Raw genomic sequence first — 22,205 nt, 5'->3', positions numbered from 1 at the left:
AAAGTGATAAAATAAAATTATGTAGGTAGGAGGAGAATTATGTTAAAGAATTATAATTTTGAACAAATTGAAATTGCGCCCGATATTGAAGAATGTTTAGAAAATGCAAAACTGGAGTTGTCTAAAAAACAGATGATATTAAAAGAAAAGAAATTACCTGTCATTGTGTTGTTTGAAGGATGGGGAGCATCTGGCATAGGGACAACACTTGGAAAAGTGATTCAAAATATGGACCCTCGTTTTTATAATGTTGAAACGATGAATAAGATCAGTGAAGATGAACAACGTCGTCCATTTTTATATCGCTATTTTTTGCGTATTCCGGAAAATGGTATGGCCACTTTTTATGATCATGGCTGGATGAACGATTTAACAAAACAATACATGCATCAGACCATTTCTAAAAAAACATATCATCAACGCATCAAAAGTATTCAAAAGTTTGAAAGAACATTAGTTGACAATGGTTATCTTGTGATTAAATTTTTTTTCCATATTTCCAGATATGAACAAACGCAGCGTATGCATAAATTGTTAAAAAATAAAAATACAAAATGGCGTATCAGTGATGAAGATTTGTATCAGAATAAACATTATGAAGAATATTTAGATGTTTATGATGATTATATGAATCTAACAAATGATTCTTATGCACCTTGGTATGTTATTGATGCGACAAATAAAAAATTAGCACAATTACAGGTTTTAGAAACATTAATGAGCTGTATTCAAGAACATCTTGATCATCCAAAACAGGATGCTCCTTTGATTGACAACGTTTTTGAAATGCGTGAAATGATTCATTTGGATGATTATGATTTAAGTGTGAGCATCAGTGATGAAACATATCGTAAAGAATTAAAAAAATGTCGTAAAAAATTAATGAAATTACATAATAAACTTTATCGTCGAAAGATTCCAGTGATTATTGCCTATGAAGGATGGGATGCAGCTGGAAAAGGTGGAAATATTAAAAGAGTGACTTCTGGACTTGATCCAAGAGGTTATACAGTTTATCCAATTGCTGCTCCTGATAAAAGTGAATTGAATAGACATTACTTATGGCGTTTTTATAAACGTCTGCCTAAAGATGGACATATTGCGATTTTTGATAGAACATGGTATGGTCGTGTCATGGTTGAAAGATTAGAGGGCTTCTGTAGTGAAAATGATTGGCAGAGAGCCTATAATGAAATGAATGAATTTGAAAAAGAACTTTATGACTGGGGTGCCATTGTTATTAAATTCTGGGTACAGATTGATAATCAGACGCAATTAGAACGTTTTACGGAACGTCAAAATACACCGGAAAAACAATGGAAGATTACAGAAGAAGATTGGCGTAATCGTGAAAAATGGGATTTGTATGAAAATGCTATTACAGAAATGTTGCAAAAGACTAATACAATTTTTGCACCTTGGTATATTCTTGAATCAGTTGATAAAAAATATGCCCGTATTAAGGCAATGAAAATTGTGATTCGTGAAATTGAAAAAAGATTAGAGAAAAAATAAGAATAGGGCAGAACCTTATTCTTATTTTTCTAATAAATGGTAATGTAAACAGGCTTTATAAATACCATCATGATCAACATCATCAGTGACATAGTCTACAACAGATTTGACTTCATCACTGGCATTATTCATAGCAACACTGATGGCTACATGTTGTAACATGGGGATATCATTTCCACCATCACCAAAAGCCATTGTTGAAGATAAATCTATATCATAATATTTTAAAAATTTATCAATACCATGTTGTTTAGAACCACCCATAGGTGAAATATCACAAAATGTTGGATACCATCTGGAAGCATGACAATGTGGCATGACTTTTAATAATTCTTTTTCTTCTTTTTCATCAACAAAGCACATGCACTGATAAATTTTTTTATGAACGACTTCACTACAGTCTTTGGCTGGATGATCATCATTATGAGTGATTTTGTGGATTTCATCAACCAGCTGATTACGCATATTAAAATATTTGGTATGTTCTTCAGTAAAACCGCAAGGAAAAGGTTTTTCTTTTAAATAATCTAATAAACTTTGAATGTCTAATGGATCAATTGTATTTTCATAGATAACTTTTTCATGAGTAAAACAATATTGTCCATTTAAAGTGATATAACCATCAAAAGGAAAACCTTCTAATATATCTAAACCATCTTTCCCTCTACCTGTCGCAATAAATAATTTGATACCTTGCTTTTTTAAAGCTTTTAAAGTTTGGAATGTTGAACGAGAAACTTGATGAGTCTGAAAACTGGCTAATGTTCCATCAATGTCAAAAAATATCGCTTGAATCATAATATCCTCCTGTTTTTCTTTGATATTTATTATATCAATCATTTTTTGATTTTACAATTTTTTTCATATTTTGCTTGTTTTTTCTTTTTATACTTAGACATGTTATAATGCATAGAGAAAGAAGGGGGTTATATGTTTGATGTTTTTATAACATCGTTTACTTTTGTACTTATTATCGTGATTGCTTATACATTGAAGAAATGGAAAGTTTTAAAAAAACAGGATGCCAATATTTTAGCAACCATTATTATGAATGTCACCTTGCCCTGTGCCTTGCTGACAAGTGCCAATGGGATTTCGTTAGATATCACCATTATTATTTTAATAATCATAGGTATTCTTTCTAATGTTTTGATGATTGTTGTGGGGTATGTCGCTTCAAGAAAAGAACGTCCTATTTTAAAAGGAACTTATATGATTAATGTTTCAGGTTATAATATCGGTAATTTCATTCTTCCTTTTATACAGGCATTTTATCCTGGAATGGGTGTTGTCTATTTATGCTCTTTTGATATTGGAAATGCTTTGATGGGACTGGGAATTACATATGCTTTGGCTGATCATGTGGCAAGTGGTGAAAATTCATTTTCTTTACAGGAAACATTGAAAAAGCTGTTTTCATCTATTCCATTTGATGTGTATCTATTGATTTTCTTGATGGCTATTTTTCAGTTACAGTTTCCATCGTTTGTGCTATCTATCGCAACGACTATTGGGGCAGGGAATAGCTTTTTAGCAATGATGATGATTGGATTAATGCTGGAAGTTAAAGTGGCTTCTCATGAAGCTTTGCACGTGATAAAAATTATCGTTTTAAGAATTGCTGGAAATTTGCTGCTGGCAGGAGTGGCTTTTATGATTTTACCATTACCTTTACTTGCTAAAGAAATTTTAATTATGGCTCTTTTAGCTCCGTTATCTTCAGTTTCAGCTGTCTTTTGTCAAAAGATTGGATATAGTGGGGATATGCCAGCGACGACAAATTCTTTAAGCATCATTATATCTATTATAAGTATGTTTATTCTGTTATTGATTTTTGTATAATCTAAGATATTCTTGAATAGAGAGTATCTTTTTTTTAAATTTATGATACAATAAACGACAGGTGGTGAGAAGATGACAGATATTCGCTTATTAAAAACAACAGAGAAACGTTTAGAACTTTTAAGACAAATGAATATTCATACATTAGAAGATTTGGTATCACAATATCCGTATCGTTATGAAATCATTGAAGAACAATATCCTACAGATGAAGATGATCATGTTGTTATTGAGGGGACAGTTATCTCACCCGTAAAGATTTTTTTTAAAGGCAGAATGTCAAGAATGACATTTGAAGTCGAGGATCGTTATTTACAACATTTTCAAGTCACTATTTTTAATCGTCATTTTTTAAGACAATATTTAAAAATAGATACAATTGTGACAATCATAGGAAAATGTCAAAACCATCGTATCACAGCCTCAGATTTAAAAGTCAAACCTCTACAGGAAATAAAAGGGATTTATCCGGTTTATTCATTAAAAGAAGGGTTAACTCAAAAATCTTTTAGACAATATATCAAAAAAGCATTACATCTTTTACATCAACAGATTGAAGACTTTATTCCTGAAAAATATTTGATTCAACATCATCTTATCCGTAAAGAAAATGCTTTGTATTGTATTCATTTTCCAGAAAATAAAAAAGATATTCAAGAAGCTTTAAAATATTTAAAATATGAAGAATTTTTAAAATTTCAATTAACGATGCAATTGATTAAACAACAGCGTACTCAAGAAATTGGGATGGCTAAAGATTTTGATGTGACTGTTTTTCAAAACTGGATTTTATCTTTACCTTTTCCACTCACAACAGATCAGCAGAAGGCTATTAAAGATATTGTGGAAGATTTAAAAAGTCCTCATATGATGTATCGTTTTTTGCAGGGAGATGTGGGAAGTGGAAAAACTGTTGTCAGTTTGGCAGCTTTATATGCTAATTATTTAGCAGGATTTCAAGGAGCGTTGATGGCTCCTACAGAAATTTTGGCAACACAGCATTATCAGACTTTAACTCATTTTTTAGAAGAAACACCTGTTCGTATTGAATTATTGACGGGATCTTTATCAGTAAAAGAAAAAGAAGTAAGTTATCAAAGAATAGCTCAAGGAGAAGCAGACATCATCGTTGGAACACATGCTTTATTTCAAGATAAAGTGGTTTATTCTAAACTGGGACTCGTTATTACTGATGAACAGCATCGTTTTGGTGTAATGCAAAGAAAGGCATTGAAAAATAAAGGACAACAGGTTGATTTTTTAATCATGAGTGCTACACCTATTCCCCGTACTTTAGCTATTTCTATGTATGGTGATATGGATGTGTCAACAATCAAAACAATGCCTCAAGGACGATTGCCTGTTATTACCAAGTATATTCATTCTGCTTCAATGAAACCTATTCTAAAAGATTTAAAGAATTATCTGGCACGTGGGGGTCAATGTTATGTGATTTGTCCTCTGGTAGAAGAAAGTGATCATCTGGAAGCTAAGAGTGCGATGCAGATTGCTGATGCGATGCAAAGATATTTTCAAAAACAGTATCATGTTGGATTATTACATGGACAAATGAAAGATGAAGATAAAGAAAAAGTTATGACAGGTTTTTTAAATAATACCATTCAAATTCTTGTTTCCACAACGGTTGTGGAAGTAGGGGTTGATGTGAAAAATGCCAATATGATGGTTATTTATAATGCTGAACGTTTTGGGTTAAGTCAATTACACCAATTACGTGGACGTATTGGACGTGGGAAGGAACAGGCTTATTGTTATTTGATGAGTGCTTCTTCGTCACCAGAAGCAAAAGAGCGTTTACAGTATCTAGAAAAGAGTCATGATGGTTTTGAAATTTCTTTGTATGATTTAAAATTAAGAGGACCCGGTGAAGTCTTGGGACAGCGTCAAAGTGGTTTGCCGACTTTTCTGGTGGCAGATGTGATGAAAGATTTTCCAATTTTATCAGTGGCTAGAAAAGATGCCCAAGAAATGATTCATGATTATGTTCAAAATCATGAGTATCAAGGGATCATGAGTCAGATTCAAGAGAAATTGAAAGTGAATAATGAATATGTTGATTAAATATGTTATACTTACAAACAAGGAGTGAATGGAACATGTATAAATTATCAATAGATGCAATGAGTGGAGATTTAGGAAGTGCAATTGTGGTGGAAGCTTGTGAGATGTTTATAAAAAGCCATCATGATGCAGAACTTTATGTAACTGGGAAAAAAGAAGAATTAGAAAAATTATCAAGTTATCCTCATATTCATATTGTCGATGCTAGAGATATTGTGAAAATGGATGATGGGATTATGTCAGTGCGTCGTAAAAAGGAATCAAGCATGGTAAAAGCTGTGATGATGGCTAGAGAAGGAATTGTCGATGGGGTTGTTTCTTGTGGCTCTACAGGGGCTTTTTATACGAGTGCAATGTTATTTTTAAAACGTATTGAAGGTGTTGAAAAATCATGTTTAATGGTTATGATGCCAACTTATAATGGTAAAGGTATGGCTATGCTAGATGTTGGTGCCAATGCGGAAAATACGGCAGAGCAGCTTTATGATTTTGCGATTATGGGACATATTTATGCGAAAAATATACGTGGTATTCAGCAACCTCGTGTCGCTTTATTGAATATTGGTACGGAATCAAAAAAGGGAGATGAAACACATCAAAAAGCTTACCAGTTATTACAACAAAGTGATCGTTTGCATTTTATTGGTAATGTGGAAGGACGTGACATCCTCAGTGGTGATTATGATGTTGTGGTCACTGATGGTTTTAGTGGGAATATTGCTTTAAAGACTTGTGAGGGTGTTGCTGGAACTTTAATGAAAATGATTAAAGAAAGTATGATGTCTTCTTTTAAGGGAAAACTAGGAGCATTACTAGCAAAATCATCATTATATAGTTTAAAAGAAAAATTTGATTATAAATCTGTCGGTGGCGCTTTGATGATGGGATTTGAAAAAGCTGTTGTCAAAGCTCATGGAGCCAGTGATGCAAAAGCATTTTCTAATGCGATGGATTTAGCTTATCAGATGGTTAAAATGGATGTTGTTGGACAAATGAAAGAAGGATTAAGCCAAAAATGAAAATATTAGATTTTTTACAAAAAGAAAAAATACCATTTCAAAATTTATCACTTTATAAAGAAGCTTTTACACATGCTTCTTATGCCAATGAATCTCATTATGTGCATAAAGATTATGAGCGTTTAGAATTTATGGGTGATGCTGTTTTGCAGTTATATGTATCAGAATTTATTTTTAAGCTCTTTCCCGATGCCCCAGAAGGAACATTGACAACGTTACGTAGTAAGCTAGTTAGAGAAGAATCACTGGCACGTTTTTCTAAAGAACTGGGACTTGGAGAACTCCTTTATCTAGGGGTTGGAGAAGAAAAAAGTGGTGGTCGTGAGCGCGAGAGTGTTTTAGCTAATATTTTTGAGTCTTTTGTAGGTGCACTCTATTTGGATTGTGGTAAAGATGAAGTTTTAAAAATTTTACATCAAACGATTTTTAGACATGTTAATGATTTAGATTATGATGATATTACAGATTATAAAACAACGCTTCAAGAACTGATTCAAGCCGATCAACGTCGTACCGTAACATATGAACTCTTAGAAACATCTGGACCATCTAATGCCCCAGAATTTAAAGTGGCCGTGATGATGGATGATATGTGTCTAGGAATAGGAAAAGGCACAAGCAAGAAAAAAGCTGAGCAACAGGCTGCAAAAGATGCTTTAAATAAAATGGCAACAAAATAAGTGAAAAGTGCCTAAACATGATTATCGAAAATACATATATTATCTTGGGAGTGATAATCATGTATAATCCATATATGTATGATGATGAAAGAATTGTCAATCCACGTGTAGGAGAGATTATCTTATATACAGTTCATAAGGGTGACAATGTTTATCGTATTGCGAAAACTTTGCATAGTGAGGTGGCATGGATTCAGGTGATGAATCAGTTGGATGATGATTTGATGATTCATCCTCAACAACAATTGCTCATCCCAATTGTTTTCCAAAAGATTCCACCAGTGCCACAGCCTTATCAAAGAGAAACCTATGATTTATATTTTTAAAAAAATGCATAAGATTGAAAATTAAGCAAAAACTATAAATAGGAGGTTGAAATGATGAAAAGAGTATTCATCCTATTTGTAGTTTTTTTGTTATGTGGATGTAGTCCACAGAAAAATGAAGAAACAAAGAAAAACCAATATAAAGATGGCACTTATACAACGACGGCAATGGGATATGGTGGAGAATTTGAAGTCGAAACAACATTTAAAGATGATCGTATTCAAGATATTGTCATTAAAGAACATAATGAAACACCTTCAATTGGTGGAGTTGCTTTAGAACAAATGATTACAGCTATGAAAGAAAAGAATCATTACGATGTGGATACGATTTCTGGAGCAACAAAATCTTCTCAGGCATTGAAAGAAGCTGTCATCAAAGCTTATGAAAAAGCTAAAAATGAATCGTGATTTTTTTATGGAAAGTAGTTACAAAAAAAGTGGCTACTTTTTTTGTAAGAAACGAATAAGACTTTATTTTTTTTTTGATTTGGTATATGATAATGAAAATGATAGGGGGTTCAATAATGGAAGAAAACTATGTTGGTCGTGAAAGAAATATTACTTTAATTATGGATTTTTATGAATTAACGATGTCATACAATTATTTTAAATTAGGAAAACAAGATGAAATTGTTTATTTTGATATGTTTTATCGTAAGAATCCTGATCAAGGTGGGTTTGTCATTTTTGCGGGTTTACAACAGCTCATTGAAGCTATTGAAAATATGCATTTTAGTGATGGAGATATTGAATATTTAAGATCTCTGAATGTTTTTGATGAAGACTTTTTTGCTTATTTAAAGGATTTTCATTTTACTGGAACAATTTATTCGGTTAAAGAAGGGACGCCTGTCTTTCCTTATGAACCATTAATTACAGTCAAAGCAAAATTGATTGAAGCGCAATTGATTGAAACCTTCTTACTTGTGACAATTAATCATCAGTCATTGATTGCGACAAAGGCAAGACGTATCGTTCAAGAAGCCAAAGGACGTCCAGTTATGGAGTTTGGTGCAAGACGTGCTCAAGGCTATGATGGGGCTCATTATGGAGCGAGAGCGGCCTATATTGGTGGTGTTGTAGGAAGTGCAACGGTATCGGCTGGAAAAGATTTTCATATGCCTGTGTTAGGGACAATGGCTCATTCTTTTGTGCAGTCATTTGATAGTGAGTATGAAGCGTTTAAAGCTTATGCGTTGACTTATCCGGATAATTGTGTTTTGTTGGTAGATACATATGATACTTTAAAAAGTGGTGTGCCTCACGCTATTAGAGTAGCTGAGGAAGTGCTGGCTCCAATGGGAAAAAGATTAAAAGGAATCCGTTTGGATAGTGGGGATATTGCTTATTTGACTAAAAAAGCGAGAATGATGTTAGATGTAGCAGGATTACACGATTGTCAAATTACAGTATCTAATTCATTAGATGAATATTTAATTCGCTCAGTATTGGAACAAGGAGCTCAAATTGATTCTTTTGGTGTAGGTGAAAATATGATTGTTTCAAAATCTTCACCTGTATTTGGTGGTGTTTATAAATTGGCTGCCATTGAAAAAGATGGACAAATTATTCCAAAAATAAAAATTTCTGAAAATACAGAAAAAATTACAAATCCTGGTTTTAAAAAAGTTTATCGTTTAATTGAAAAAGAAACTCAAAAAGCAATTGCAGATATTATTGCTTTCCATGATGAAGTTTTAGATGAAAATCAAGATTTAACAATCTATCATCAATTAGATTCATGGAAACATAAAACATTATATGCAGGAACATATGAAATTCATCCCCTGCAGACACTTGTTTTTGATGAGGGAAAAAATGTTTATCCACATTATTCATTAGATGAAATTAGGATTTATTCTCAACAACAAAAACAATTATTATGGGATGAAATCTTCCGTTTAGAATATCCTCATATGTATTATGTTGATTTAACAAAAAGATTATTAGATTATAAACTCAAAATGTTGGCGAAAGGAAAAAAAGGACATTAGTCCTTTCTTTTTTAAGGAAGAAGTTTATGAAAATTACAGTTGTTGGTTTAGGTGTTATTGGGGGAAGTTTTGTCAAAGCATTGAAAGGTCTGGGATATGAAGTTTATGGTGTGGATTGTGATTTAAAGACTTTGGAGATGGCAAAAGAGGAAGGTTGTATTCTCGAAGGTTATCAGGATGGACATGATATGATTGCTCAAAGTGATTTAACGATTATTTGCTTATATCCATCAAAAGTTCTGGATTTTATTGCGACACATCATTTTAAAAAAGGAAGTATTGTCACAGATGTTGTTGGTATTAAATCTTATTTCTTACAGCAGGCTCTTTCTATGATTGATAAAGATGTAGAATATATTAGTGGTCATCCTATGGCTGGACGTGAAAAAAAGGGGTATCTTTATGCCAGTAAGGAAGTTTTTGCGAAAGCAAATTATATTGTTATTCAACATCAACACAATCATCAAGAAAAAATAGAATGGATGTGCCAATTTGTTGGACAGTTGGGATTTAAAAGTGTAAAAATCATGAGTCCCTATGATCATGATGAAATTATTTCTTTTACTTCGCAGTTACCACATACTTTAGCTGTTGCATTAATGAATAGTGATGATGAAAAATATGAAACAGGTAAATATATTGGGGATTCTTTCCGTGATTTGACAAGGATTGCTAATATTAATGCGGATTTGTGGACAGAATTATTTTTTCATAATAAAGATTACTTGTTAGCTTCAATGGATCGTTTTGAAAAAGAATTTGATCAATTAAAACAGGCTATTATGAATGAGGATGAAAAGACATTGAAAGAGAAATTTTTACAATCTTCTAAGCGCCGTGAAAAATTAGAATCATAAGAGATATGTAATATGATATCTCTTTTTTTATGAGAAAATAATATTTTTTATAAAAAAATGGAATTTTTAGATTGAAAAAAATAATGGATTTAAGAAGAAAAAATCAAATAGGCAGCAATCAAAAAACAAATGGCTTTAAAAAAATGTAAAAAAGGTATTGCATAAATGTGGAAAATATTATATACTAGGTGAGCAACGAGTTAAGGAAGTTGGTTCCATAGCCAAGTTGGTAAGGCTACAGACTGCAACTCTGTCATCGTCGGTTCGAGTCCGGCTGGAACCTCCAACGTTGCCCAGGTGGCGAAATTGGTAGACGCACAGGACTTAAAATCCTGCGGACCTTAAAATCCGTGCCGGTTCGACTCCGGCCCTGGGCACCAGTTATAAAAAATCAGTTCGAAAAAAGAATTGAAAAAAATGAAAAAAAGTGTTGCAATTGAATAAGAAATGTGATATTATTGAATGGCACTGTTAAGAGGCGCTAGTAGCTCAACTGGATAGAGTGCTTGACTACGGATCAAGAGGTTGTGGGTTCGATTCCTGCCTAGCGCGCCAATCAAATAAGTCATCGGGAAGTAGCACAGCTTGGTAGTGCACCTGGTTTGGGACCAGGGGGTCGCAGGTTCGAATCCTGTCTTCCCGACCATGTAATGGGGCTTTAGCTCAGCTGGGAGAGCGCCTGCTTTGCACGCAGGAGGTCAGCGGTTCGATCCCGCTAAGCTCCACCATTATGTTGCGGAGGTTTACCCAAGTCCGGCTGAAGGGATCGGTCTTGAAAACCGACAGGGGATGAAAGTCCCGCGGGGGTTCGAATCCCTCAACCTCCGCCATTTAAATATCGCGGGATGGAGCAGTCTGGTAGCTCGTCGGGCTCATAACCCGAAGGTCGTTGGTTCAAATCCTTCTCCCGCAACCAAATGGTCTGGTAGTTCAGTTGGTTAGAATGCCGCCCTGTCACGGCGGAGGTCGCGGGTTCGAGCCCCGTCCAGACCGCCATTTGTTTTGGTTCCGTAGCTCAGTCGGTAGAGCAGAGGACTGAAAATCCTCGTGTCGCTGGTTCGATTCCGGCCGGAACCACCATTCTTTATAAAAACGATTCACTACATGGCGGGGTAGCTCAGTTGGCTAGAGCAATCGGTTCATACCCGGTGGGTCGGGGGTTCGAATCCCTTCCCCGCTACCATTAATGAATTTGGTGGTGAATACCACTTTTTATTTTACTTGGACCCTTAGCTCAGTTGGTTAGAGCTATCGGCTCATAACCGATCGGTCGAAGGTTCGAGTCCTTCAGGGTCCACCATATGTCGTCAACCTCATTTATTGAGGTTTTTTTATTTTTTATATGTTATTTTATGATATAATAATGATGTTGGTATTCATAGAGATTTCACAACAATTATGTATATTATAAAAAGCAGGTGATGAAATGGAAGATATCAAATTAATGGGATTAACACATCAACAAGTCAGTGAACGTATCAAACAAGGATTGGTTAATGTTTCTCATGATAATATTTCTAAAACGAAAAAACAGATTGTTTTAGAGCATACATTGACTTACTTTAATTGTTTAAATGTTTTCTTGGCAGCTATTATTATATCAACAGGAAGATGGACAAATCTGACATTCATGGTTGTTATTTTTGTTAATGCTTTTATTGGTATATATCAAGAATTTAAAGTTAAAAAGATTATTGATCAATTAACAGTTGTCACTGTTAAAAAAGTAAAAGTCATTCGTGATCAACAGGAGATGGTGATTCCTACTGAACAACTTGTCAAAGATGATATTATATTTCTGGAAACAGGAAATCAGATTGGAAGTGATTGTATTGTTTTAGAGTCACATGGTATTGAAGTGAATGAAGCTATGTTGACTGGAGAATCTGAACCTGTCAAAAAGAAGATGAATGATGAATTGCTATCTGGTAGTTTTGTTGTGGCTGGAAGTGCTTATGCAAAGGTGATCCGTGTTGGAAATGATAACTATTCAACAAGACTTGTTCATAAAGCTAAAAATAAAAATAATGCTTCTTCAGAGATGAAAGATTCTATTGAAAAAGTCATTAAAATATTAAGTGTTGTCATTATTCCTGTGGGGCTTGTTTTATTTTTTTCACAACGTAGTGCTTATCCAAATGATTTAGCGACAGCGATTGTAAAAACGGTGGCTGGTGTCGTCGGAATGATTCCAGAGGGACTTGTTTTATTAACGAGTTTGTCCTTTATTATCGGAGTTGGAAAATTGGCACGTAAAAAAGCATTAATTCAAGAAATGGAGGCTATTGAAGCTCTGGCTAGAGTAGATGTTCTTTGTCTTGATAAAACGGGAACAATTACAACAGGAGAATTAAAAGTTGAAAAATTGATTCCGTATCAGCCTTACGATTTACAGGATATTGAATTTGTGATGGGTGTGATGGCTCATGAGTGTGATGATGTGAATGCGACACAATTAGCTTTGCAAGATTATTTCTTTTATCCAGACCATCAAAAGATAGAGGATTATATTCCTTTTTCATCACAACGAAAAATGCGTGGTTTAACGATTGTAGGAAAAGGGCATTATGTTTTAGGTGCACCTGAATTTTTATTACCTGTCAATCATCCTGTGTTAAAAGATATTCAAACATATACCCAAAAAGGATATCGTGTTTTACTTTTAGGGCAGACAGATTCTATTGATGCCTCTACTTTACGTATTGGAAAAGTTGAAACAATGGCATTAATTATCATTTATGATTGCATTCGTCCAGAAGCGAAAGAAACATTACATTTTTTTGAAAATGCACATGTAGATATTCGTATTCTATCGGGGGATAATCCTGTCACGGTTGCCAGAGTTGCCCAATTGGCAGGGTTAAAAGACGGACATTTGTATATTGATGCTTCTACTTTGCCCGAAGATGAATTGGAAATGGAAAAGATTGTTTCTCATTACCATGTTTTTGGTCGTGTACAGCCAGAACAGAAACAACGTATTATGAAGGCTTTACAAGCCAGAGGACATGTTGTTGGGATGGTTGGTGATGGAGTGAATGATGTACTGGCTTTAAAAGATGCAGATTGTGGAATCGCAATGGCAGCTGGGAGTGACGCTGCAAAACAAGCTGCACATATTGTCTTGCTTGATTCTTCTTTTGCTTCTATGGTAGAAATTGTCAAAGAGGGGAGAGCTATCATTGCTGATATTGAAAGAGTGAGTTCACTCTATTTAACAAAAACAATTTATTCCACGATTCTTTGTCTTGTTTTTGCAGCTTTAAGAATGAGTTATCCTTTTACGCCTTTACAGTTGAGTTTAATTAGTGGTTTAGCTATTGGTTTACCAAGTTTTTTATTGACGTTAGAACGTTCTTCATCTCTATCATCACAAGGCTTTTTAAAACATGTGATTTCTACAGCAGTTCCTTGTGCTTTGACAATGATCACTTATATGCTTTTGATTACTTTTATAGGTTATCAACTGCATTTTGATGAACGTATGTTATCGACTTATTACTATCTTGTGGCTGGATTTATCAGTTTCCTTGTTGTTTTTGTTGTTTGTTTACCTTTAAATCGCCTTAGAGTGATGGTTACAAGTACAATTGCGATTATTTTCTATTTGATTTTAATGGTTATGCATGACTTCTTTGGAATCAATTCTTTATTTTCTATGTCAATGATTTTCATTATTCCAATCTGTTTGAGTACACCTTTTGTCTTATGGCTTTATAAAAAAGGAATAATCTATATCTATCAGTATTTAGAACAATATCAGCGTAAAAGTTTCAAATTATAAACCGAGATATGAGCTGTTTTTTTAGAAAGAATTTGTTGACATTGTTCCTTAGAAAGGTCAAAGAGTTTATAAGGATGAATGTTTACAGTAGATACATAAGCACCACATTTGATTTGAAATGAGCATGTTTGATGTAAATATTCAAATGTTTTATCTTGCAGATAATGATAGAGTTCAATAAAAGCAATTTCGATGAGATCTTCATTTGTATTGAACATGACCATAAAGAAGAAATTTGATCTTTCATAATAGAGATGAACATCTCCAAAATCAAAATAAGTTTTCATTTTCTCTACCAGATGTTTAGAAACATGAAAATAGAGTTGTGGATATTCTTCAATAAAATAAGGAAGAATACGATATTCAATATAAATGCCTGTTAAAAAGCGGACGGATTGTGGAATATGAAGTTGTTTGAAAAAAGGATAAAGATTTTTCTGATAATCAATATGTTGGTATGAAAAATCTGGATCTAAGATTGGAAATTGATATTGATTGTTTGTTATGTCATATATATACATTGTTTTTCACCATGAATATCGTATCATCTTTTTGATAAGAAAATTGTCGATTTATGTCGGTATGTGTATAAATAAGTCTTGATGGACTTATTTTTTTATTTGTGACATATATATCATTAGGTGAGTCTATGAATTATAAGAAATATTTTGTCATGGGATGTCGTTTGATTTGTTATATCATGCTCCTTAAATATATGTTTGCTTTGTTGTTTCCATTTCTATTGGCGATTCTATGTTTTTTTATCTTAAAGCCACTTATTGATAGAGTGCAACATAAAATTCCTCTCCAGACAAGTGCAATAGGTATTTCTTTGTTGTTGATGATTTACCTGTTTTTCGCATTTTTACTGGCCATTGGTTTTATGGCATTATTTTCTTTTGCAATCAAGTTTTTTCAAATGTTGCCAGTTTATTATGATTCCGTCTTTTTACCTTTTATAAATCAACTCACAGGAAGTTTTCAACAAGTTTTTTTATTCTTACCACAAGATATCATTGTTATATTTCAAAACTGGATTCATCAAAACATATTTCAAGCTATCTCTTTTGCATCACAATTTATCCAATCCATTCCTTCATTTCTCTTTTCTTTTTTTATCTTTATGATTTCCACCTTCTTTTTTATGTTAGACTATGAAGATATGAAAAGTTGTTTTTTAAGATTTATATCGCATCAGACATATATCAAACTTGTTCAACTTAAAAATCATGTTCTTAAAAGTTTATGGATTTATATCAAATGTCAATTCACTTTGATGTTTGTCACTTTTATGATTTTATGGATTGCTTTTATGATTTTGGATATAGAACCAGCACTATCTTATGCTTTTGCGATCAGTTTATTAGATGGTTTACCTTTTATAGGGGTTGGCATTATTTTAATTCCAATAATGCTTCTTTATGCTTTTCAAGGGATTTATATGAAATCACTGTATCTTTTTTGTTTATATATTCTGATCAATATGATTCATCAATTTTTAGAACCACATATCATGAATAAAGAAACAAAAATTCCGGCTTTTTTATTACTTGTTTCGATGGTCGTGCATATTCATTTTTTTGGCATTGTGGGAATTGTCCTATCACCATTGCATATGAGTTTTTTATATCAGTATTTTCATCAAAGTCAGGATTTGGTATAATAGAAAACAGGAGGAAAAGAGGATGCAAAAAAAATATTTTTTCTTTGATATTGATGGAACATTGGCAAATAAACAGACAGGTGAACTTGTTGCCAGTGCTAAAAAAACGATTCAAAAATTACAGGATAACGGACATTTTGTCTGTATTGCTACAGGGAGAGCTTATTATAAAACAAAAGATTTTGCAAAAAAGGCAGGATTTCATCATATTGTCAGCAATGGAGGGGCTGCTATTACTATTAATGATCAGGTCATTGAAAATCGACCACTTGATCGAGATAAAGCGATAGCTTTATGCTATGAAGCTCATCAAAAAGGCTTTGGTCTATTGATTACGCCTAATGATAGTATTGATGTTTTAATGAATGATGAATTATTTATTAAACAGGTAGGGTATCGTTTAGAACCAACACGTTATTTTTACGATCCATCTTTACGATACGAAGATATAAAAGACTATTATAAGATTTATATTGCGATAGATCAAAATCGTGAACATGAATTAACTTTATTAGATTCTTTAGGACATATCCGTTTTATGAAGGACTATTTAACTTATCAACATGATGAAAAGGATCAAGGTATTATGCGTATGTTAGAATATGTTGGTGGAACAAAAGAAGATGTTGTTGTTTTTGGGGATGATTATAATGATTTGATTATGTTTAAACCAGAATGGACATCTATTGCGATGGGAAATGCCTGTGAAGAATTGAAAAAGAAAGCTTCTTTTGTGACAAAAGCAAGTTATGATGATGGTATTGAATATGCCTGTCAATATTTTGGATGGATTTAACCCATAATAATTGTATACAATTATACAAAATAGTGTTATAATAGTACCAATATAGAAAAGGGGTGGAAATCATGAATGATCAAATTCAAGATTTTTTTCAAAAATCATTAATAGAAAATCAAATAGATAATGCTTTATATCAAACTTATTCTGTAAAAAAAGGATTACGTAATGAAGATGGAACAGGAGTTCTTGTTGGATTAACAAAAATTTCTGATGTTGTGGGATATAAAAAGATAGATGGACAGAAGAAAGATGATTATGGACGTCTTTATTATCGTGGAATCAATGTAGAAGACATGATTCGTTATCCTAAAGAGAATAAAAGATATTTGTTTGAAGAAGTCTGTTTTTTAATTCTTTTTGGATATTTACCAACATCAGAAGAATTTGAAAGATTTAAAAAAATCTTAAGTGAGCAATATGCTTTACCACCACATTATTTGGAAGCCAATATATTAGGTTTTCCTGCTAAAAATTTAATGAATAAATTACAACAGGAAGTTTTGATGCTGTATGGTTATGATGGTGATCCAGATAATACGGGTATATTGGAAACATTAAATAAGGGAATTAATTTATTGGCTAAAATACCAAGTATTGTCTGTTATACATATCAGACAAAGGTTCACTATTTTGATGAGAAAAGTCTGGTTATTCATCATGTTCAAAAAGATTTGAGTATCGCTGAAATGATTTTGTCTTTATTACGTCCAGATGGACAGTTTACACACAAGGAAGCAGAAATTTTAGATATTGCTTTGGCTTTACATGCTGATCATGGGGGAGGAAATAACTCTACTTTTACGAATGTTGTGATTTCCTCAACAGGAACGGATATTTATTCAGCTGTTGCTGGAGCAATAGGTTCATTGAAAGGTCCTCGACATGGGGGTGCCAATTTAGCTGTTAAAAGACAGATGGAAAAAGTTATTGGAGAGATTTCAATAGAGGCTTTGGACGAGGATATTGAAAGAATCATTAATCGTATTTTAGATAAGGATTTTAATGATGGCAGTGGATTGATTTATGGGATTGGACATGCGGTTTATACTTTAAGTGATCCACGTAGTGAAATCTTAAGTGAAAAATGTCAAGAACTGGCGATTGAAAAAGGACGTTATCAGGAATATAAGTTCTATAAACGTTTTGGGGAGATTGCTGTTGCGAAAATTTATGAACGTAAAGGAATACATGTCTGTACAAATGTTGATTTTTATAGTGGACTTGTTTATAGTATGTTGAATATTCCTGAAGACCTTTATACCTTATTGTTTGTTGTTGCCAGAACAGTAGGATGGATTGCTCATAATATTGAAAATAAACTTTATTCTAATCGTATTATTCGTCCAGCTACAAAATATGTAGGCGAATTAAAGGAATATCAACCTATAGAAAAACGTGAATCATAAAAAACGATTATCATTAAAGATAACCGTTTTTCTTTTATTTAATGACTTTTGTCCAATGATAAGGGTCTTCCAGTCTTCCCCATTGAATACCTGTTAATGTATCATAAAGTTTTTGTGTAAGTGGTCCAGTTTTAAAATCATGAATAGTGATTTTTTCACCCTTATAACAAAGTTCACCAATAGGTGAAATCACAGCAGCTGTTCCTGTTCCCCATGCTTCTTTTAATTGGCCAGTACGTCCAGCTTCCATCAGCTCATCAATGCTTAAATCACGTTCTTCAACTTTGTATCCCATATCTTTTAAAATATGGATAATAGAATCTCTTGTGACACCGGGTAATACAGAACCTTCAAGTGCAGCAGTTACAACCGTATCATTAATCAAGAACATGACATTCATTGTTCCAACTTCTTCAACATAACGACGATGCACACCATCTAGCCATAATACCTGTGTATAGCCATTTTGTTCGGCTTTCACTTGAGCAGCAATGCTGGCAGCATAGTTTCCACCACATTTTGTAAAACCTGTCCCACCTTTAACAGCTCTAACATATTCATCTTCAACCCAGATTTTGACAGGGTTGACACCTTCAGGATAATAGGCACCTACAGGTGATAAGATGATAATAAAGCGATAACTGTTGGCAGGATGAACACCGACACCAGGTTGAGAAGCATACATGAATGGACGAATATAAAGTGAAGTATCTGGAGCAGTTGGAATCCAGTCTTGTTCATATTTGACAAGTGCTTCGACAGCTTCTACAAACATGTCTTCAGGCAATTCTGCCATGCAAATACGTTTATTTGAATTAATCATACGTCGAGCATTCATTTCTGGTCTAAACAATAGAATCTGACCTTGAGGATTACGATAAGCTTTTAATCCTTCAAATGTTTCTTGAGCATAATGAAGCACCATTGTTGCTGGATCCATCGCAATAGGTCCATAAGGTACTATACGAGCATCATGCCATCCGACATCTTTATCCCAATCCATTATAAACATATGGTCAGTAAAATATTGACCGAATCCTAAATGGTTTTGATCTGGTTTTGTTTTTAGTGTTTTTGCTCTTTCGATTTTAATTTCCATAAAAATCCCCCTTTTTATAATTAAAGAAATTATACTCTTTTTTAGATAGGGTTACAATATCTTTTTTCTTTTCAATAAAAAAATAAAGACTATTTTTATATAAAATAGAAAAAAGATTACCAAAAATTGTTATATTAACATAAAGAAGTAGAAAAAACGAAAAGAGTTTTATATGTTTTCTTGCAAGAATCTTAAAAATCATATATAATGATTTTATCATTATTTGAAAGGGGAGTTTAGTTGTGGAGTATATCACACTGATTGGGATTGTCATCATCGTTGTAGGTTTTGCTTTTAAATTAGATGTTTTGGCAACTGTTATTATTTCAGGAATTGTCACAGGACTTGTTTCTGGAATGAATATCATAGAGATTTTAGAAATATTAGGAAGTTCTTTTGTTTCCAATCGTTTAATGTCCATCTTTTTAATTATTTTCCCAGTAATTGCGATTATCGAAAGATATGGATTAAAAGAAAGGGCAGCTTATTTGATTGGAAAAATTAAAAATGCCTCAGCTGGTAAAGTGTTGGCTATTTATTCCGTTATTCGTACTATAGCCTCAGCTTTAAATATCAGAATTGGAGGGGTTGTTCAATTCGTCAGACCATTAATTATGCCAATGGCACAGGCTGCTGGTGAAAAAGTCAAAGGAGAAGAATTGACAGAAGATGAAGAAGAATCATTAAAAGGATTATCATCTGCTGTTGAAAACTATGGAAATTTCTTTGCTCAAAACTGTTTCCCTGCTGCCAGTGGTGTTGTTTTGATGTATGGAACAATGGCTGAAGCTGGATTTACAGAAGTCACTTTAGCAAGTATTGCGGGAGCTTCTATTTATATTGCAGCGATTTCTATTGTTTTGGCTTTTATTCAAGTCTTTTTATATGATAGAAAAATCAAGAAGGGAGGAAATAAATAATGTTAGATTTTTTAACAATCTATTTTCCTGAATTCTTTTATGTTTTATGTTCTTTTGTAAGCTTTGATACAGCTTATCGTGCAACACGTAATAAAGAAGCAAAAATAGGAACAACTTTATTTTGGGCTCTATTAGGTGTTATCTTTATGTTAGGGAAAGTGTTACCTAATGTATTGATTGGGGCTATGCTTGTTGTTATGGGATGTTTAACAGTAACAAATCAAGTTAAAATGGGTGAATTTGAAGAATCAACACATGAATTCCGTCAACAATCTAGTGAAAAATTAGGAAATAAAATTTTTGTTCCTGCTGTTTCTATTGGTGTTATGGCATTGATTTTATCATTGATTCAATACAATAAAGATACAGCTCAAACATTCTTTTTAAAGTTAAGTAATTTCTTTTCATTCCAATTATTTTCATTTGGTAGCAGCAGTGGTGATCCAACAGCTTTAGATGGGGCTGTTATGACAGGAATTGCTTGTTTAGTTGCATTTGTTTTAGCAATTATTATTTGTAAACCAAAATTATCTGAAACACGTAGTGATACATCACGTTTATTAATGCAAGTTGGAGCATCATGTCTATTACCACAATTATTAGGTGCTTTAGGTAGTGTCTTTAATGAAGCTGGTGTAGGAGATGTGATTTCTAGTATTATTTCTAGTGTCGTGCCTTCTGGAAACATTGTCATTGGAGTGATTGTTTATGTATTAGGTATGGTCATCTTTACAATGATTATGGGAAATGCCTTTGCTGCTTTTACAGTTATTACTATTGGAATTGGTATTCCATTTGTTATTAATCAAGGAGGAGATCCTTCAATTGTAGCTGCATTAGGTATGACGGCAGGATATTGTGGAACTTTAATGACTCCAATGGCTGCAAACTTTAATATTGTTCCTTGTGCGGTTTTGGAAACAAAAGATCAAAAATGGGCAGTTATTAAGGCACAGGCTCCAATTGCTTTAATTATGATTGTGATTCATATTGTTTTAATGCTTGTTTTAGCATTCTAGGAGGTTGCAAATGAAAATTTTAGTTACAGGTTTTGATCCTTTTGGTGGTGATAAAATTAATCCTGCCATTGAATCAGTGAAAAAACTACCAGATGAAATTGCTGGTGCTCAAATTATCAAATTAGAAATTCCAACGGTTTGTCATCAATCTTTAAAAGTCATTGATGAAGCGATTGCTAAAGAAAATCCGGATGTTGTTCTATCAGTTGGACAGGCTGGAGGACGTACAGACATGACAGTCGAAAGAATTGGGATTAATATAGATGATTGTCGTATTCCAGATAATGCTGGACAACAAATTATTGATGAACCTGTTTTTGCTGATGGACCAGCAGCTTATTTCTCTAATTTACCAATTAAAGCGATGGTTGAAAATATTCGTCAAAAACAGATTCCTGCATCTGTATCCAATACTGCTGGAACATTTGTCTGCAACCATGTTTTATATGGTGTACGTCACATTATTGAAACGAAATATCCCGGTAAAAAAAGTGGATTCATTCATATTCCATTCTTACCAGAACAAGTGATTACAAGACCAAATACAGCAAGTATGAGTTTGGATACAATCGTTGAAGGTTTAATCGCAGCGATTGAAGCCATTGTGACAACAGAGAATGATATTAAAGTGACAGGTGGTGCAACACATTAATGGTACGTGTTTTTGTTTATGGAACATTGAGAAAAGGAATGTATAATCACGATATTTATTTAAGAGAACGTAGTGTTTATTGTGGTGATGGTTATATAAAAGGAAGTTTAATGACGATTGCTGGAGTCGTTTATCCTGCTTTTTTACCACAGGGGGATCATCTTGTTTTTGGTGAACTCTATGATGTGGATGAAGAAACAGCTCAATGTTTAGATGAACTGGAAAGTTATTTTGGTGAACACAATCAAGATAATGAGTATAATAAGATTTCTATGGATATTCTAGATCAAGATGGTCAAGTGAAAGATCAGGCATATGTTTATATTTATAATATGGATAATCCTCGAAATGTAGAATCTTTAGGTGATGATATTGAGGAATCTGATTATGTTTTGTATATGCAAAAACAAAAATTAAGAAATCAAAGTGTCTTTGATGATCAGGAAAATGTTCTTTAGATGATAAAGGGAGTTTTAGGCGTGATGTTTAAAACTCTTTTTTTGTATAAAAAAATGTCAAAAGATAATATTTTCATTGATAAA

The 22,205-nt window shown here is 33.2% G+C and carries 20 protein-coding genes and 11 tRNA genes; 28 read left to right on the top strand and 3 right to left on the bottom strand.

Annotated features, from left to right (window positions below):
- Positions 1–39: 39 nt before the first annotated feature.
- Entirely contained in the window at positions 40–1,515 is a 1,476-nt protein-coding gene (gene pap, locus KEC48_RS05365; protein ID WP_211964800.1) for a polyphosphate:AMP phosphotransferase, read from the top strand.
- A gap of 21 nt (positions 1,516–1,536) precedes the next feature.
- On the opposite strand, the gene KEC48_RS05360 is transcribed toward pap, so the two are convergent.
- Positions 1,537–2,313 (bottom strand): Cof-type HAD-IIB family hydrolase, encoded by a 777-nt coding sequence (locus tag KEC48_RS05360; RefSeq protein ID WP_211964799.1) that lies wholly within the window; start codon positions 2,311–2,313, stop codon positions 1,537–1,539.
- Between the two features lie 132 nt (positions 2,314–2,445).
- Between KEC48_RS05360 and KEC48_RS05355 the strand changes: the two genes are divergently transcribed.
- From KEC48_RS05355 to KEC48_RS05260, 20 genes are all read left to right on the top strand, one after another.
- On the top strand, positions 2,446–3,357 hold the full coding sequence (locus KEC48_RS05355) for a hypothetical protein (protein WP_211964798.1): 912 nt from the start codon (positions 2,446–2,448) through the stop codon (positions 3,355–3,357).
- 72 nt (positions 3,358–3,429) lie between these two features.
- Positions 3,430–5,439: an ATP-dependent DNA helicase RecG gene (recG, locus tag KEC48_RS05350; RefSeq protein WP_211964797.1), complete on the top strand. Its 2,010-nt coding sequence runs from the start codon at positions 3,430–3,432 to the stop codon at positions 5,437–5,439.
- 2 nt (positions 5,440–5,441) lie between these two features.
- A complete protein-coding gene (gene plsX / locus KEC48_RS05345; protein WP_211964796.1) occupies positions 5,442–6,458 on the top strand; it encodes a phosphate acyltransferase PlsX in 1,017 nt (338 codons plus the stop codon).
- Positions 6,455–7,138 (top strand): ribonuclease III, encoded by a 684-nt coding sequence (rnc, locus tag KEC48_RS05340; protein WP_087358884.1) that lies wholly within the window; start codon positions 6,455–6,457, stop codon positions 7,136–7,138. The genes plsX and rnc overlap by 4 nt, the downstream gene beginning before the upstream one ends.
- Before the next feature lie 59 nt (positions 7,139–7,197).
- Positions 7,198–7,464, top strand: coding sequence for a LysM domain-containing protein (locus KEC48_RS05335; RefSeq protein ID WP_087358886.1), 267 nt, complete (start codon positions 7,198–7,200; stop codon positions 7,462–7,464).
- 54 nt (positions 7,465–7,518) lie between these two features.
- Positions 7,519–7,875: an FMN-binding protein gene (locus tag KEC48_RS05330; protein WP_087358888.1), complete on the top strand. Its 357-nt coding sequence runs from the start codon at positions 7,519–7,521 to the stop codon at positions 7,873–7,875.
- Positions 7,876–7,991: 116 nt separating this feature from the next.
- Positions 7,992–9,461 carry a nicotinate phosphoribosyltransferase gene (locus KEC48_RS05325; protein WP_087358889.1) on the top strand — a complete coding sequence of 490 codons (1,470 nt, stop codon included), beginning with the start codon at positions 7,992–7,994 and terminating at the stop codon, positions 9,459–9,461.
- 26 nt (positions 9,462–9,487) lie between these two features.
- On the top strand, positions 9,488–10,318 hold the full coding sequence (locus tag KEC48_RS05320) for a prephenate dehydrogenase (protein ID WP_087358891.1): 831 nt from the start codon (positions 9,488–9,490) through the stop codon (positions 10,316–10,318).
- Positions 10,319–10,529: 211 nt separating this feature from the next.
- Positions 10,530–10,604: transfer RNA gene (locus KEC48_RS05315), tRNA-Cys, on the top strand.
- Positions 10,605–10,609: 5 nt separating this feature from the next.
- Positions 10,610–10,698 (top strand) — tRNA-Leu (locus tag KEC48_RS05310).
- A gap of 98 nt (positions 10,699–10,796) precedes the next feature.
- A tRNA-Arg gene (locus tag KEC48_RS05305) sits at positions 10,797–10,873 on the top strand.
- 14 nt (positions 10,874–10,887) lie between these two features.
- Positions 10,888–10,964, top strand: a tRNA-Pro gene (locus KEC48_RS05300).
- Between the two features lie 6 nt (positions 10,965–10,970).
- Positions 10,971–11,046, top strand: a tRNA-Ala gene (locus tag KEC48_RS05295).
- Between the two features lie 9 nt (positions 11,047–11,055).
- A tRNA-Ser gene (locus KEC48_RS05290) sits at positions 11,056–11,148 on the top strand.
- A 9-nt stretch (positions 11,149–11,157) separates the two neighbouring features.
- Positions 11,158–11,234, top strand: a tRNA-Met gene (locus tag KEC48_RS05285).
- Between the two features lie 3 nt (positions 11,235–11,237).
- Positions 11,238–11,314: transfer RNA gene (locus tag KEC48_RS05280), tRNA-Asp, on the top strand.
- Between the two features lie 8 nt (positions 11,315–11,322).
- Positions 11,323–11,398, top strand: a tRNA-Phe gene (locus KEC48_RS05275).
- Between the two features lie 26 nt (positions 11,399–11,424).
- Positions 11,425–11,501: transfer RNA gene (locus tag KEC48_RS05270), tRNA-Met, on the top strand.
- A 40-nt stretch (positions 11,502–11,541) separates the two neighbouring features.
- Positions 11,542–11,618: transfer RNA gene (locus KEC48_RS05265), tRNA-Ile, on the top strand.
- Between the two features lie 126 nt (positions 11,619–11,744).
- Positions 11,745–14,102: an HAD-IC family P-type ATPase gene (locus tag KEC48_RS05260; protein ID WP_087358893.1), complete on the top strand. Its 2,358-nt coding sequence runs from the start codon at positions 11,745–11,747 to the stop codon at positions 14,100–14,102.
- Here KEC48_RS05260 and KEC48_RS05255 read toward each other — a convergent pair.
- Positions 14,078–14,623, bottom strand: coding sequence for a hypothetical protein (locus KEC48_RS05255; protein ID WP_087358895.1), 546 nt, complete (start codon positions 14,621–14,623; stop codon positions 14,078–14,080). The two genes, KEC48_RS05260 and KEC48_RS05255, sit on opposite strands and share 25 nt — an antisense overlap.
- 128 nt (positions 14,624–14,751) lie before the next feature.
- Between KEC48_RS05255 and KEC48_RS05250 the strand changes: the two genes are divergently transcribed.
- From KEC48_RS05250 to KEC48_RS05240, 3 genes are all read left to right on the top strand, one after another.
- Positions 14,752–15,765, top strand: a complete 1,014-nt coding sequence (locus KEC48_RS05250; protein ID WP_211964794.1) for an AI-2E family transporter — start codon at positions 14,752–14,754, stop codon at positions 15,763–15,765.
- Between the two features lie 22 nt (positions 15,766–15,787).
- Entirely contained in the window at positions 15,788–16,561 is a 774-nt protein-coding gene (locus tag KEC48_RS05245) for an HAD family hydrolase (protein ID WP_087358899.1), read from the top strand.
- Between the two features lie 71 nt (positions 16,562–16,632).
- Entirely contained in the window at positions 16,633–17,973 is a 1,341-nt protein-coding gene (locus KEC48_RS05240) for a citrate synthase (RefSeq protein WP_087358901.1), read from the top strand.
- Positions 17,974–18,007: 34 nt separating this feature from the next.
- Here KEC48_RS05240 and KEC48_RS05235 read toward each other — a convergent pair whose 3' ends face one another.
- The gene (locus KEC48_RS05235; protein WP_087358903.1) at positions 18,008–19,072 is read right to left on the bottom strand and encodes a branched-chain amino acid aminotransferase; all 1,065 of its coding nucleotides are present in this window, start codon (positions 19,070–19,072) and stop codon (positions 18,008–18,010) included.
- Positions 19,073–19,314: 242 nt separating this feature from the next.
- Here KEC48_RS05235 and KEC48_RS05230 point away from each other — a divergent pair, with 242 nt between their 5' ends.
- From KEC48_RS05230 to KEC48_RS05215, 4 genes are read left to right on the top strand one after another with little or no spacing between them, the layout of a single operon-like run.
- Positions 19,315–19,992: a DUF969 domain-containing protein gene (locus KEC48_RS05230; protein WP_087358907.1), complete on the top strand. Its 678-nt coding sequence runs from the start codon at positions 19,315–19,317 to the stop codon at positions 19,990–19,992.
- The gene (locus tag KEC48_RS05225; protein ID WP_087358909.1) at positions 19,992–21,011 is read left to right on the top strand and encodes a DUF979 domain-containing protein; all 1,020 of its coding nucleotides are present in this window, start codon (positions 19,992–19,994) and stop codon (positions 21,009–21,011) included. Before KEC48_RS05230 ends, KEC48_RS05225 begins: the two co-directional genes overlap by 1 nt.
- A 10-nt stretch (positions 21,012–21,021) precedes the next feature.
- Complete coding sequence (gene pcp / locus KEC48_RS05220) at positions 21,022–21,663, top strand: pyroglutamyl-peptidase I (protein WP_205090041.1); 642 nt, start codon at positions 21,022–21,024, stop codon at positions 21,661–21,663.
- Positions 21,663–22,121 (top strand): gamma-glutamylcyclotransferase family protein, encoded by a 459-nt coding sequence (locus KEC48_RS05215; RefSeq protein WP_087358912.1) that lies wholly within the window; start codon positions 21,663–21,665, stop codon positions 22,119–22,121. Before pcp ends, KEC48_RS05215 begins: the two co-directional genes overlap by 1 nt.
- Positions 22,122–22,205: the final 84 nt, after the last annotated feature.

The organism is Clostridium sp. C1 (assembly GCF_018223625.1).
GTDB lineage: Bacteria > Bacillota_I > Bacilli_A > Erysipelotrichales > Coprobacillaceae > Allocoprobacillus.
Note: the sequence above shows the minus strand (reverse complement) of the source record. Positions and strands in the feature narration are given on the sequence as shown.